14 protein-coding genes and 1 pseudogene are annotated in these 12771 nt (G+C 65.9%); 6 read left to right on the top strand and 9 right to left on the bottom strand.

Annotated elements, in window-relative coordinates:
• The first annotated feature begins 2 nt into the window (after nucleotides 1-2).
• The 4 genes from ACWDTF_RS21460 to ACWDTF_RS21445 all read left to right on the top strand — a co-directional run bounded on the left by ACWDTF_RS21460 (nucleotide 3) and on the right by ACWDTF_RS21445 (nucleotide 2996).
• On the top strand, nucleotides 3-350 hold the full coding sequence (locus ACWDTF_RS21460) for an iron chaperone (RefSeq protein WP_449755041.1): 348 nt from the start codon (nucleotides 3-5) through the stop codon (nucleotides 348-350).
• 817 nt (nucleotides 351-1167) lie between these two features.
• Complete coding sequence (locus ACWDTF_RS21455; protein ID WP_449755040.1) at nucleotides 1168-1857, top strand: variant leucine-rich repeat-containing protein; 690 nt, start codon at nucleotides 1168-1170, stop codon at nucleotides 1855-1857.
• 42 nt (nucleotides 1858-1899) lie between these two features.
• Nucleotides 1900-2289, top strand: coding sequence for a phage holin family protein (locus tag ACWDTF_RS21450; protein WP_355277749.1), 390 nt, complete (start codon nucleotides 1900-1902; stop codon nucleotides 2287-2289).
• Nucleotides 2286-2996 (top strand): SIMPL domain-containing protein, encoded by a 711-nt coding sequence (locus ACWDTF_RS21445; protein WP_355277752.1) that lies wholly within the window; start codon nucleotides 2286-2288, stop codon nucleotides 2994-2996. Before ACWDTF_RS21450 ends, ACWDTF_RS21445 begins: the two co-directional genes overlap by 4 nt.
• Here the strand turns inward: ACWDTF_RS21445 and ACWDTF_RS21440 are convergent.
• The 3 genes from ACWDTF_RS21440 to ACWDTF_RS21430 all read right to left on the bottom strand — a co-directional run bounded on the left by ACWDTF_RS21440 (nucleotide 2981) and on the right by ACWDTF_RS21430 (nucleotide 5661).
• Nucleotides 2981-3835 carry an LLM class F420-dependent oxidoreductase gene (locus ACWDTF_RS21440; RefSeq protein ID WP_449755039.1) on the bottom strand — a complete coding sequence of 285 codons (855 nt, stop codon included), beginning with the start codon at nucleotides 3833-3835 and terminating at the stop codon, nucleotides 2981-2983. The two genes, ACWDTF_RS21445 and ACWDTF_RS21440, sit on opposite strands and share 16 nt — an antisense overlap.
• A gap of 28 nt (nucleotides 3836-3863) precedes the next feature.
• Nucleotides 3864-4352 (bottom strand): DUF6398 domain-containing protein, encoded by a 489-nt coding sequence (locus ACWDTF_RS21435; protein WP_449755038.1) that lies wholly within the window; start codon nucleotides 4350-4352, stop codon nucleotides 3864-3866.
• Nucleotides 4353-4503: 151 nt separating this feature from the next.
• Nucleotides 4504-5661, bottom strand: coding sequence for a hypothetical protein (locus ACWDTF_RS21430; RefSeq protein WP_449755037.1), 1158 nt, complete (start codon nucleotides 5659-5661; stop codon nucleotides 4504-4506).
• A 44-nt stretch (nucleotides 5662-5705) separates the two neighbouring features.
• On the opposite strand from ACWDTF_RS21430, the gene dtd reads away from it, so the two are divergent.
• Both dtd and fdhD read left to right on the top strand, forming a co-directional pair.
• Nucleotides 5706-6158: a D-aminoacyl-tRNA deacylase gene (gene dtd, locus ACWDTF_RS21425; RefSeq protein ID WP_240860207.1), complete on the top strand. Its 453-nt coding sequence runs from the start codon at nucleotides 5706-5708 to the stop codon at nucleotides 6156-6158.
• 57 nt (nucleotides 6159-6215) lie between these two features.
• Nucleotides 6216-7103 carry a formate dehydrogenase accessory sulfurtransferase FdhD gene (fdhD, locus tag ACWDTF_RS21420; protein WP_449755036.1) on the top strand — a complete coding sequence of 296 codons (888 nt, stop codon included), beginning with the start codon at nucleotides 6216-6218 and terminating at the stop codon, nucleotides 7101-7103.
• Here the strand turns inward: fdhD and ACWDTF_RS21415 are convergent.
• The 6 genes and pseudogenes from ACWDTF_RS21415 to rpmD form a co-directional block, all read right to left on the bottom strand.
• Nucleotides 7054-9170 (bottom strand): annotated as a pseudogene (locus ACWDTF_RS21415) (bifunctional lysylphosphatidylglycerol flippase/synthetase MprF). The gene fdhD and the pseudogene ACWDTF_RS21415 overlap by 50 nt on opposite strands.
• A gap of 98 nt (nucleotides 9171-9268) precedes the next feature.
• Nucleotides 9269-10063, bottom strand: coding sequence for a type I methionyl aminopeptidase (map, locus tag ACWDTF_RS21410; protein WP_355277766.1), 795 nt, complete (start codon nucleotides 10061-10063; stop codon nucleotides 9269-9271).
• A gap of 22 nt (nucleotides 10064-10085) precedes the next feature.
• Nucleotides 10086-10640, bottom strand: a complete 555-nt coding sequence (locus ACWDTF_RS21405) for an adenylate kinase (protein WP_240860212.1) — start codon at nucleotides 10638-10640, stop codon at nucleotides 10086-10088.
• Nucleotides 10637-11962 carry a preprotein translocase subunit SecY gene (gene secY / locus ACWDTF_RS21400; RefSeq protein WP_240860214.1) on the bottom strand — a complete coding sequence of 442 codons (1326 nt, stop codon included), beginning with the start codon at nucleotides 11960-11962 and terminating at the stop codon, nucleotides 10637-10639. Before secY ends, ACWDTF_RS21405 begins: the two co-directional genes overlap by 4 nt.
• A gap of 183 nt (nucleotides 11963-12145) precedes the next feature.
• Nucleotides 12146-12586: a 50S ribosomal protein L15 gene (rplO, locus tag ACWDTF_RS21395; RefSeq protein WP_240860216.1), complete on the bottom strand. Its 441-nt coding sequence runs from the start codon at nucleotides 12584-12586 to the stop codon at nucleotides 12146-12148.
• A gap of 2 nt (nucleotides 12587-12588) precedes the next feature.
• Complete coding sequence (gene rpmD, locus ACWDTF_RS21390; protein ID WP_012835380.1) at nucleotides 12589-12771, bottom strand: 50S ribosomal protein L30; 183 nt, start codon at nucleotides 12769-12771, stop codon at nucleotides 12589-12591.

Genomic DNA, 12771 nt, shown 5'->3' with positions numbered 1-12771 from the left:
CAATGGCCACCATCGACGACTACCTGTCCGATCTCACCGACGACGACGCCGCCGCGATCGACCGTCTCTACGCCATCGCCCGCGAACTCGTCCCCGAGGCCGAGCAGGGCAAGGGGTATGGGATGCCCGCGCTCATCTATCGCGGCAAACCGCTGCTGTCGGTGATACGCGCGAAGAAGCACTTCGGTGTGTACCCATTCAGCCAGGACGCCGTGGCCGCGGCGGCACCGGCGCTCGACGGCTTCGACCACGCGAAGGGCACCGTCCGCTTCACCGCCGACCATCCACTCCCCGACGACGCAGTTCGCGCGCTGGTCACCGCGCGGCGCGACCAGATCGACGGGAGCTGATCCGACGAGTACGGTGAGCACCGCGCTGACCTGGGCAAATGCGATAGTGCCGGGCCCGCAAAATCTAGGGGAAGAACTTCTTCCCCGGGGTTCGTAGTCGTCCGCGAGAAATTTCTGGGGGAAGACACCAAGGCCAGGGGAAGAAGTTTCTTCCCCTGTTTTTGGGCGCGAGTGCCTGGCATCGCGTTCGGTGGAACGCGACTACCGACAATCGATGACTGAGATCGGGTCCATCAGCGTCCGCTTCCGGGACATACCCGGACGACCACCGTCAGGGGCCCGATCCTGGCCACCGGCCCCGACCTCCACCCTGCCGCCACGATCGCCGTCGCCGTCGGCGCGTGGGTCGCTGATTCGAAGAGTTCGGTGATTCGCGCTCTGACCTGCGCATAAGCGTCCACCACCCCGCCGCTCCGTGAGGTGCCCGAGGCGCCAGCCGAGGGATGCCTCGAAGGGCAGGCGAACGGGCCACGTCAGCGAGGCGCCGGACCACTGAAAGTAGGGGAAGGTTCTTCCCCTACTTTCTGCCCCTGCTTGTTGAGTCGTCCGCGAGAAAATTCGCGGGGAGGACTCCAGGGATAGGGGACGAGTTTCTTCCCCTATTTTTCGTGGATCATCGTCGCCGCGCCGCGCTCCACGGCCCTCTTCCCGCCTCCACGATCGCCGCCGCAGGCGGCGCGTGGGTCGCTGATTCGACGAGATCTCGGGTCGACCGGGACTCGGAGTCGAGAGCACTTGCCCCGCGGAGCTCTCTGAACGGACATTTCCTCTGGTCGGACTCTATTTTCGGCCTCACCACGGTTGCTACGTTGGCGCCATGATCCTGGAGGTCCTGGCCGCGGTCGATCCCAGCGGCACCGACGTCGGCGATGTTCTGGCGCGAAAGGGCGGCGGCAAGGGTTTCAAGGTCTCCGCGCCTCTCATCCTCATCGTCATCGCCGCCGTCATCGGGGTCATCGTGCGGTTCGCGTGGGCTCGTCGGGAGCAGATCGCAGGCTTTCTGAACTCCCTGAACTCGGGTACCCCCGGAAGCCGCAGCACTCCCCCAAGTCCCGCCGACGTCCGAGCCGCGATGGATCCGACGACGCCGCCGCAGACATTGGCGCACATGGTGAACAACGCACCGCCGCTGCGGCCGTACGTGGCTTCCAATCCCGCGGCCGAGCCGGACCTCTTGCGCTACCTCGGCACCCTCGGCGATCCCGCGATCAATCAGGCACTCAACGCACGAGGCGTCGGCCACCCGACCGCCCACCCCGGCATGAATGCACCCGTGTCCGGTCCATCGATGGTCAAGCCGCCACCGGCCAGCGGTCCGACACCGCTCCCGCGTCAACCGGTTGGCGCACCGGGCCAGGTCTACCCGAGCGCACCCGTGCACGTCCGACCACCGACCGGCCCGATGCCGGGCAACGCGCCCCCGCGTCCGCACCAGCCCGGATATCGCGGCCCCGCCGGACCGCCGACCGGTCACCCCCAGTGGAATCCCGGACCGCCTCGGCCCTGACCACCCGACTCGGGAGTCGCATGTCCTGGCAAACTGTGCGACATGGCAGCGTTTCTTGTTCGTACGGTCTTCACCGGTTTCGCGTTGTGGATCGCGTCGCTCATCGTTCCGGGCATCGACTTCGTGGGCGGTTCCAACAACTGGGAGAAGCTGGGCATCGTCCTGGTGGTCGCAGTCATCTTCGGGCTGGTCAACGCGGTCATCAAGCCGATCGTGCAGATCATCGCGATCCCCTTCTACATCCTGACCCTCGGCCTCATCCACGTCGTGATCAACGCATTCATGCTGGAGATCACGGCGTGGATCACGCGTAACACCACGCATTGGGGAATCGAGGTCGACGACTTCTTCTGGTCGGCCATCTTCGGCGCCATCGTCATCTCGCTCGTCGGATGGGGATTCGCCATGCTCATGAAGGAGCCGTACGAATGAGGCGCCGGGCAGCCGTCGCCGCGGGCGTGCTCGCGGCCATCGTGGCGCTGGTCGCCGGTTGCGGCGACGACAGCTCATCGCCACAACGAACCGTCACCGTCGTGGGTACCGGCACCGTGACCGGAACCCCCGACACCGTCCGCGCCGACATCGGCATCGAGGCCACCGGCAGCGATGTGTCCGCGGCGCTCAACCAGGCGAGCACCAAGGTGGCTGCGGTGACCGACGCCGTGGTGGCGGCGGGCGTCGCACGCAAGGATGTGCAGACACAGCAGGTGACGCTCACCCCTCAGTACTCGTCACCCGCGCCCGGTGGCACCAGCCAGATCACCGGATATCAGGCGACCAACACGATTCGGGTGATCATCCGGGACATCCCGAAGGCGTCGGGGGTGCTGAGCGCGGCGGTGAATGCCGGCGGCAACGAGACGCGGATCAGCAACGTGACGTTCGCGATCGACGACGATTCGGCGCTGATGAAGCAGGCCCGCGAGACGGCGTTCAAGGACGCTCGCAGTCGCGCGGAGCAGTACGCATCACTGGCCGACGACTCCCTCGGGGACGTCATCACGATCAACGAGACCACCAGCGGTGGCCAGCAACCCGCGCCGACCTACCAGCGCGATGTCGCCGCGGCTCCGGTGCCGCTGGAGCCCGGGCAGCAGCGGCTCACCTTCACCGTGACCGTCACCTACGCGCTGACCTGAGCCCCGATGATCGCCGCCAACTCCTCAACCGGCGTCTCCGACCCGAGCACCTGAACGGCGACGTGGTTCGCACCCGCCGCGAGATGCTCGTCCACCTGTGCTCGCACCTGCGCCGCGGTGCCGTGGGCGACGAGCGCATCGATCAGAGCATCGCTGCCGCCGTTCTCGATGTCTGCGTCGGTCCAGCCCAGTCGCTTCAGGTTCGACGTGTAGTTGCGCAGATGCAGGTAGGGCTGATCAACCGGCGGACGGCCGACCGCCCGAGCCGCCTCGGGATCGATGCCCAGAACCACCTTGTGTTCCGGTGCGAGCAGCGAATCTGCGCCGAGCGTCTCGCGCGCAATCTTGGTGTGCGACGGCGGCGTCAGGTACGGGTGCGCACCGAGTGCGCGGTCGGCGGCCAGGCGCAGCATGCGCGGTCCCAATGCGGCCAACACACGACGTTCGACCGGCACGCCCTTCGCGTCGAGCGTGTCGAGATAGCGACTCACCGCGTCGTAGGGCTTCTCGTATTCGGCGGTGGCCTCGGGGTGACCGGCACCGATGCCGAGGTAGAAGCGGCCGCCGAAATCGTTCTCGAGGTCGGCGAACTCGTCGGCGATCGCTGCGGCGTCGGTGTTCCAGATGTTCACGATGCCGGTGGCGACGGTGATGTTCTGGGTGGCGGCAAGGACTTTGCGGATCGGTCGGAGGTGCTTCGGCGAACCACCGAGCCATATGGTGCCGTAACCGAGGTCTTCGATCTGCTGCGACTCCTCCGGGGAGAACCGGCCGAACCAACCCCATGTGCCGTGCGTACCGAAGCGTTCGATGTGTGCTGCCCTGTCCGATGTCGTCATGCTGTGGGCAACCGAGCGCATCCGCGGCCTATTCCGCTTGCAGGACCATGTCTCGCGAACGCATCAGGGATTGCCGCATCTCCGACGTCAGCAAATCGGGCGCGCCCAGCATCATCATCCCGTAGCGCTGATGTGTGGGCGCCCCGTTGGCCGCGAGGATGGGTTCCGCGCGTTTCGCCACGCTGCCCTTGACCCCGAACCAGGCGAGGAAGTCGGTGACGGTGGTCGTGGCGAACTGACCGTTGAGGGAGTCGTTGGCGCGGCCGATCGCCCAGCCGATGGCTGCCGCGAGTCGTTCCGGCGCCGCCTTGCGCCGGAAGATCGTCGGATCGTTGCGCGCGGCACGCGAGAGCATGCGACGCATCGCCGTGCGATGTTCGACATCGAAGAATGCGTCGGCGCACGCGTCGCACTTGTCGAGGACCTCCTCGACCACTGCAACGATGTCGTCCGGAATGCCTTCGCGCACAAAGTCTTCGTCGGGTAGTGGCGTGTCATCGAGTTCGAAGAGTGCCACTCGACCCCCGACTCTGTCATCGAGCAGTCTGAGCAGTATCGCGGGACCGATCGTGTCGGGTACCTCCGGTTCGGCGGGCGCGACGGCCCTGGGTTGGGCATCGGGCCCGAGGAACGACAACCGGGCAATGTCGGCGATCTCCTCGGCGCGACTATTGCGGTTGCTGTTGTTGATCGCCCGGTGAAACTGCTTCGTAGCGCATCACGGCAGCCGTCGTCTCGAACCGGGAGATTGGCGTGGCGCCACGCTGGTCGAGGCAGTACTCGATGAACGCGCGCATCAGGTCCGGGTACCGGGCAAGGGATTCGCGCGTGTCGACGACCTTGCCCGGTATTAGGTCGACCAGCATCCGCTCCACCACCACCGGGCTCCACCGCAAGGGGTCGGGATCGTTGAGCCACATCAGGTTCTCGAGGGCGGACCGGGCGTCGGCGTTGTCGAGGTCACGTCCGTAGGACGACGCGAAGAACGCGTCGGACAGCTCGGCCTGCTCTTCGTCGGACAACGGTCGGGACCCGGATGACACTCCGCCCGCCGGGAGGAGCCGGAGAGCCCACTCGAGGATCGGCCGGCACATCGGCCAGGTGTCGGTCTCGAGGCGCGGCACGATCATGGCACCGAACTTGATCGCGTCCTCCAGCGTCGCGCGCGCGGCTGCCGGGTCGACGGTGCTGATCGCCGCTCCGTCGGTCGCGTCGATCGTTTCTCGCATACGTGCGAGCAGTTCTGCGTGGGACTCGGGGCTCGGAAACGCATCCTTGACCACCGACCCGAGATTGTGGTCGACGAACACGAGGAATGTGACCGGATCACGGCCGATGTCGACCGTGATGACGTAGTCGTCCCCGTCACCGAGTTCGTGCGTGGCGAGGGAGACGCCGGAACTCGCCCGGGCGTCGGCAAGGCTGTTCAACCAGTTCGGCATGGGGTGGCGACGCGTCGCGAGTTCGCTCGCGATCCGGGTACGGAGAGCGTCGTCGGGGATCAGCGATTTCATGACCATCAGCGCGGCAGTCGTCTCGGCGTACGGCAGTCCGATGAACGATTCGACCAGCGGGTCCAGCGCGAGCGCCGCTTCATCCGGGAACAGCGGATTCGCATTGCGCGGGTCAGTGGCCTCGATCAATGCCGCGACGGTCATCAGCAGGTCGATCGGTTCATCGGTGCGCAGAGACGCTCGGATCTGCTGAAACAGCGGCTCGTCGGTGAAGTCGTCGTGTGCCGGCGGAGGAGGCACCGAATGCAGGTGACGCCGACGCGCTTCCCTTTCACGCGAGGTCTGCTTTTTGCGGCGAGACTTCTTGGCCATTGCGCCACCCTATCGACTCGTCGCGTCCCGATAATCTTCTCGGCATGAGAGCGGTCCTCCAACGGGTGAAATCGGCATCGGTCACCGTCGACGGCCGCACCTTCGGCAGCCTCGACATCGAGCCTGGCGGTCAGGGCCTGGTCGCGTTGGTCGGCGTCACCCACGACGACACTCCCGACGACGCAGCCAAGCTCGCCGACAAGATCTGGCGCCTTCGCATCCTCGACCCCGACGACAACGGCTCGGAGCGCGCCGCCGCCGACGTCGGCGCGCCGATCCTGGTGATCAGCCAGTTCACTCTGTACGCCAACACCACGAAGGGCCGTCGGCCGTCGTGGAATGCCGCCGCACCACGACCGATCGCCGAACCGCTGGTCGACGCGGTCGTCGACGCGCTGCGCGGACTGGGCGCCACGGTGGCCACCGGCAGCTTCGGCGCCCACATGGAGGTCTCGCTGGTCAACGACGGTCCGGTGACGATCGTCCTCGACACCTGAATGGAGTCGCAACCGACCAACGACTGCTCTGAGGTCTCCACGAGTAGTCTCGGACCCATGGGACGCATCACCTCCCGACGACGCGTGACGCGACTCCGACGCGGCATGGCACCCTCGACGCGCGCCGACACGCTCGCAGTCGAGGAGCCACTCGAGATCCGTCTGGGCGGAGAGCGTTTCGTGGTGACCATGCGTACCCCCGGCGACGACGTCGAACTCGCGCTGGGATACCTGGTGTCCGAGGGGATCGTCACCGGAATCGACGACGTGGTCGGGGCCCGCTACTGCGCAGGCACCGACAGTTCGGGCGCCAACACCTACAACGTTCTCGACGTGACGCTGGGCCCCGGCGTTGCCGCCCCTGATTCGTCGAGCATCCGGGCCACTCCCGTGACCAGTGCCTGCGGGGTCTGCGGTAAGGACAGCATCGAGTCCGTCACCACCCACTCGGCTTTCGATGTGGGCCCCACGTCATTGCGCGTCGACGCCGACCTTCTCTTGTCCCTGCCCGACCGTCTCCGCGCCGGGCAGAACGTTTTTGACAAGACCGGCGGTCTGCACGCCGCGGGCCTGTTCGACGCGACCACCGGCGAGATGCTCGTGCTGCGCGAGGACGTGGGTCGGCACAACGCCGTGGACAAAGTCGTCGGCTGGGCACTGCAGGAGGGTCGAATCCCGTTGCACGGCAGCGTGCTCCAGGTCTCCGGTCGGGCGAGTTTCGAGTTGGTACAGAAGGCCGCGATGGCCGGCGTTCCGATGCTGTGTGCGGTGTCGGCGCCGTCGTCGCTGGCCGTCGACCTCGCCGACGATCGCGGTATCACCCTCGTCGGGTTCTCCCGGGGCGATTCGATGGTGATCTACACAGGCGCAGAACGGATCTCGACCGCCGGTACGGTCACTGGTCCTGATGAGACCGCGCCAGCCGCAGCATCTGGGCGGGCGTAGCGTCCGGCAAGTAAGCACGGCTGATGGCCAGGCCGATGCGGGGCAGGTCTGCCTCGTCTCGGTATACGAGAAATACCGGTTCATAGCGGGGGTTGAATTTCTTCTTGAACACGTGCAGCGACCGGAAACCGTAATACGGTTCGAGCGTGGCGCCGAGGGTGTCGAGCACGCGGTCCATCCGCTCGGCATCGGGCGCGTCGTCGCTGTGCGCGAGCGGCGCTCCGGACAGCGAGATGAACTCGGCCCCTTGCTCTTTGAACTCCAGCGCTGACGAGGCTATGAGGTATTCGATGACCGGGCCGAATCCGTCGGTACGTCGACGCATGATGTCGAGGGTCCAGCCGCGGACCACACCACCGGGTCCGAAGACCGGCAACCACGACAAGACGCCGTGGATACTGCCGTCGCCATCGACGGCAAGCGCGACGCGAACCTCGGGGTCGAGTGCCTCCTCGACGCTGCCGAGCGTGAAACCCATCTCGGGTAAGCCCTTGTCGCCCACCCACTCCTCGGAGATCGCGCGCACCTGCGTCTTCACCGCAAACGACTCGTCGGGCAGCGTCGTCAACCGGAACGAGATGTCCTGCTTACGCGCCTTGTTCAGCGCCGACCGCACGTGCTGCCACTTCTTTCCGGTGAACTCCAGACCCGGTAGGTCGACATGGTGTCCTCCGCGATTTGCACACTGCGCCAACCCGTTTCCGCCGCAACCTCCGCGGTCCGAGCACCGACGGAGAACCAGCAGGGGATCTTACCGCTGTGTTCGGCGAGGTCGACGAACCCGCGCACCGCGGTCTCGATCTCGTCGTCGGCGCACACCGGGTCCGCCAGGGCAAGGAGCGTCCCGACGTGATTCTGATAGGTGGTCACGGCAGTTCCGTTGGCCGAGAACAGATAATCGTTTCCGGGCCAGGTGATCATCCACGACATCGTGCCGCCGCCGTGTTCGCGCAACAGGTCCTTCACCTGGTCGACGGGCTCCTCCCCGGGCGCGGCGCCGATCTGCTTGACGCGCCACGGGACGCCGAAGGCGAACCGGCCCGGTATCAGGATCGCCAGCACGCCCGCCCACAGCAGAGTGGTACCCACGGTGACGCTCGCGTGTGCGCCGACGTCGCGGATGAACACGATCAGCACCAGCACCACCACGGTCACCGCCACGTTGATGCCACCGACGACTACGGCCACCCACCACGCCCAGCGCTTTCCGCGTCGTAGTTGGTCGGCGATCAGCACGTTGATCACCACACCGATGAGCATCGAGACGAGCGAGTCGTCGTCGGCCGCGTCCGTCGGGCCCAGCGGCCCGCTCGTCGGGAAGAACCACACCACCAGCGATGCGACGGCGATGAACACGAGGCCGATACAGGCGAGGAGTCGGACCTCGCGACGCGTGCGGGGCAGGAATCCCTTCTCCCCGACGCTGAACCAACGCTCGCCGATCCACAGCATCACGACCGTCGCCAACACGTATTGCGAACTCGCGAGCGTCCCTTCGAACAGGAACACCGTCGACACCGCGGCCACGAGCAGCGCCCGAAGACGCAGCCGCCATGGCGAGCGCAAGGTCGCCGACGCGACCGCGACAGCACAGACCACCATGGTGATGGAATCCACCGACAGCGCCCGCCCCATCTCCCGCGCCCACTCCCACGAGAGAGATCCGCGCGTCAGAATCCAGAACACCCCGGCGCTGATCAGTTCCACCCCGACGAGACCGCCGACAGAGACGAGAACGGCTCGCCCGGTGCCCAAACGCCATTCGGCCCAACCCAATCCGACGGCGATCAGCAGGAGGGCAACGACGTAGGTCCCCGGGCTCGGTTCGAAGATGCCGGCGGTGAACACCGTCCAGATCCGCCCGTCACCGAGCGCCGGCAGCCCGAAAGCGACGTCGGCGTACCAGCCCTTCTCGGGGGCGCGTCCCCACAGCGCGCCCGTCGCGATGCCCGCGACGAGCACCAGCAGGAACAGGACGATCGTGAAAGGTACTCGTCGCGCACCGGACGCGATGATCGGGAGAACCCGGCCGGCGCTCGACGTGGACTGTTCCTCAGTAGTGGTCATCGCTCACCGCCGCGTCGAAGGGGCTCCCGCGCCCCACGCCCCGGGATTATCGGAGGTCAGCGTAACAATCTGCAGCGACGCCCGCCCGGCGTTCGTCGCTACGCGGGGCGGGTGGTGAGAATCCGGGGCCCGTCGGCTGTGACCGCGACGGTGTGCTCCCAATGGGCCGAGCGCGACCCGTCGTCGGTGACGACGGTCCAGCCGTCGTCGAGTTCGGTGGTCTCGGTGGTGCCGAGCGTGAGCATCGGCTCGATGGCCAGCGTCGAGCCGATCGTCAGCCATGGTCCGCGGCCGGGCTCACCTTCGTTGGCCAGGAACGGCTCCATGTGCATCTCGCGGCCGATGCCGTGTCCGCCGTAGCCGTCGACGATGCCGAAGCGACGACCGAACTTCCGTTCCGCCGCAACCGTTCCCATCTCGATGGCGTGTGAGATGTCGGTCAGGCGTGCGCCGTCGACCATGGCCTCGATGCCGGCTTCCAGGGACAGCCGGGTGGCGTCGGTCAGATCGGAATCGGCCGAACTCAGGTCGCCGACGCCGAATGTCCACGCGGAGTCACCGTGCCAGCCGTCGAGGATCGCCCCACAGTCGATGGACACGAGATCACCTTGCGCCAGAACCACATCCGCGCTGGGGATGCCATGCACGACGACCTCGTTCACCGAGCTGCAGATGGAGCCGGTGAACCCGTGATAGCCCTTGAACGACGGCACCGCACCCGCCTCGCGGATGACCGTCTCGGCCACCTCGTCGAGCTCGAGAGTGCTCACGCCCGCAGCGGCGGCCGATCGCGTCGCGACCAGCGCCGCACCGACGATCGCGCCCGCCGCCGCCATGGCGTCGAGCTCTCCGGCGGTCCGGAAGGGGACCCGCTTACGCTTGCGGAAGCCCATGCGAGACAACGCGATATCCGCCTCAGGAGACTCCGGCGCCGAGAGCGCTCAGCACGCGCTGATGCACGTCCTGGATGTCGCCGACCGCGTCGATGTTCTTCACCTGGTCGCCGTAGTAGGCGAGCAGCGGTGCGGTTTCCTTGGTGTACACCGCCATCCGGTTACGGATGACCTCTTCGGTGTCGTCGGCCCGACCACGTGCAAGCATGCGGTCCACGACGACATCGGTGTCGACCTCGAAGGACAGCACCGCGTCGAGCGAGGTGTCGAGGGCCGCGAGGATGTCCTTGAGCGCGTCGGCCTGCTCGGTCGAGCGGGGGAATCCGTCGAGGATGAATCCCTTGGCGGCGTCGGGCTCACCGACGCGTGCGCGCACCATGTCGACCGTGATCTCGGACGGAACGAGATTGCCCGCGTCGAGGTACTTCTTGGCTTCGACACCTACCGCTGTTCCCTGAGAAATGTTCGCGCGGAACAGGTCACCGGTGGAGATGTGCGGAATGCCGAGTGCTTCGCTCAGCAGTTCTGCCTGGGTACCTTTGCCTGCTCCGGGGGGGCCGAGAATCACGAGTCTCACTTGAGGAATCCTTCGTACTTTCGTTGCATCAATTGACTGTTGACTTGCTTCATCGTGTCCAGTCCCACACCGACCATGATCAGGACGGCCGTGCCCCCAAATGGCAGGTTCTGTACACCACCGCTGTTACCGATCTCGAGGAACAGGTTTGGCAGTACCGCGATGATACCCAGGTAGATCGAACCCGGCAGTGTGATGCGACTCAGTACATAGCCGAGGTAGTCGGCGGTCGGCTGCCCCGGGCGGATGCCAGGGATGAAGCCGCCGTACTTCTTCATGTCGTCGGCCCGCTCCTCCGGGTTGAACGTGACCGCCACATAGAAGTAGGTGAAGAAGATGATCATCGCGAAGTAGACGGCGATGTACACCCAGTCGCTCGGGTTGGCGAGATGGTCGGTGACCCACGTCTGCCAGCCGGAGACCTTCTCGGGATCGCGGGTGAGTTCGACGATCAGCTGCGGCAGATACAACAGCGACGACGCGAAGATGACCGGGATGACGCCGGCCTGGTTGACCTTCAGTGGCAGATAGGTCGACGACCCGCCGTACATCTTGCGCCCGACCATCCGCTTGGCATATTGCACCGGGATGCGTCTCTGGCCCTGCTCGACGAACACCACGCCGGCGACGATCAGCAGCGCCGCCACACAGACCAGTGCGAACACCAGTCCGCCGCGGCTGTTGAGGATGGTGCGGCCTTCGGCAGGGATACGAGCCGCGATACCGGCGAAGATCAGCAGCGACATGCCGTTGCCGATGCCGCGCTCGGTGATGAGCTCACCGAACCACATGACGAGGCAGGCGCCGGCGGTCATCACGAGCACGATGATCGACAGACCGAAGATGTTCTGGTTGGAGATGACCTCGCTGCTCGTCGAACAGGTGCTGGGCAGCAGCTGTCCGCGGTCGGCGAGGGCGACGATGCCGGTCGACTGCAGCAACGCGAGCGCGACCGTCAGGTAGCGCGTGTACTGCGTCATCTTGGCCTGGCCGGACTGGCCTTCCTTGCGCAACTGCTCGAAGCGCGGGATCACCACGGTCAGCAGCTGCACGATGATGCTCGCCGTGATGTAGGGCATGATGCCGATCGCGAACACCGACAGCTGCAGCAATGCGCCGCCGGAGAACAGGTTGATCAGCGAGTAGACGGAGCTGGAGTCACCGCGAGAGACCTCGTCCAGACACGTCCGCACGGCCTGGTAGTTCACACCCGGTGATGGGATCGTCGCGCCGAGCCGGTAAAGGACGACAATGCCGATGACGAAGAAGATCTTCTTCCTCAGATCGGGCGTCCGGAAGGCCGCGAAGAGGGGGGAAAGCACTAACTCCTCCTAGGAACGACCACGCGAGGTGCCTTCCGGATCGAGTGACCCGGCCCCCGTGTGCTCGGCAATCGACAGTGATCTATGGGTGCGCCCAGACAACGGTTGAACTCTACCGTAGCGTCGAAAACCGCCGGGTCGGGCACAGCGTGAGGGCTGTACCCGACCGGCGGTCAGACGTTGTCAGAGCTCGGTGACGCTGCCACCGGCAGCGGCGATCTTCTCCTTGGCCGCAGCCGTGAACTTGTTGGCGGTGACGTCGACCTTGACGGTGAGGTCACCGTCGCCGAGCACCTTGACCAGCTGGTTCTTGCGCACCGCACCGGCCGCGACGAGCTCGTCGACGCCGATGGTGCCGCCCTGCGGGAACAGGCGCGCGATGTCGCCGACGTTGACGACCTGGTACTCGACCCGGTTGCGGTTGGTGAAGCCCTTGAGCTTCGGCAGCCGCATGTGGATCGGCATCTGGCCACCCTCGAAGGCGGCGGGCACGTTCTTGCGTGCCTTGGTGCCCTTGGTGCCGCGACCCGCGGTCTTACCCTTGGAGCCCTCACCGCGACCCACGCGGGTCTTCTCGGTCTTCGCGCCCTCAGCGGGACGAAGGTGATGGAGCTTGATGGTCATTGTTACTTAACCTCTTCGACTGTCACGAGGTGACGAACCACGTTGATGAGGCCGCGGTTGATCGGGGTGTCCTCGCGGGTGACCGACTTGCGGATGCCCTTGAGGCCGAGCGTCCGCAGGCTGTCACGCTGGTTCTTCTTGGTACCGATGGTGCCCTTGACCTGGGTGATCTTGAGTTCAGCCAT

This window comes from Gordonia sp. NPDC003422, from assembly GCF_053588675.1.
Note: the sequence above shows the minus strand (reverse complement) of the source record. Positions and strands in the feature narration are given on the sequence as shown.

Coding starts and splice junctions, on each gene's coding strand:
- ACWDTF_RS21460 (WP_449755041.1), top strand. CDS start 3: ATGGCCACCATCGACGACTACCTGTCCGATCTCACCGACGACGACGCC.
- ACWDTF_RS21445 (WP_355277752.1), top strand. CDS start 2,286: ATGAGGCGCCGGGCAGCCGTCGCCGCGGGCGTGCTCGCGGCCATCGTG.
- ACWDTF_RS21430 (WP_449755037.1), bottom strand. CDS start 5,661: ATGGCCAAGAAGTCTCGCCGCAAAAAGCAGACCTCGCGTGAAAGGGAA.
- dtd (WP_240860207.1), top strand. CDS start 5,706: ATGAGAGCGGTCCTCCAACGGGTGAAATCGGCATCGGTCACCGTCGAC.
- fdhD (WP_449755036.1), top strand. CDS start 6,216: ATGGGACGCATCACCTCCCGACGACGCGTGACGCGACTCCGACGCGGC.
- ACWDTF_RS21440 (WP_449755039.1), bottom strand. CDS start 3,835: ATGACGACATCGGACAGGGCAGCACACATCGAACGCTTCGGTACGCAC.
- rplO (WP_240860216.1), bottom strand. CDS start 12,586: ATGACCATCAAGCTCCATCACCTTCGTCCCGCTGAGGGCGCGAAGACC.
- map (WP_355277766.1), bottom strand. CDS start 10,063: ATGGGCTTCCGCAAGCGTAAGCGGGTCCCCTTCCGGACCGCCGGAGAG.
- ACWDTF_RS21450 (WP_355277749.1), top strand. CDS start 1,900: ATGGCAGCGTTTCTTGTTCGTACGGTCTTCACCGGTTTCGCGTTGTGG.
- rpmD (WP_012835380.1), bottom strand. CDS start 12,771: ATGGCTGAACTCAAGATCACCCAGGTCAAGGGCACCATCGGTACCAAG.
- ACWDTF_RS21455 (WP_449755040.1), top strand. CDS start 1,168: ATGATCCTGGAGGTCCTGGCCGCGGTCGATCCCAGCGGCACCGACGTC.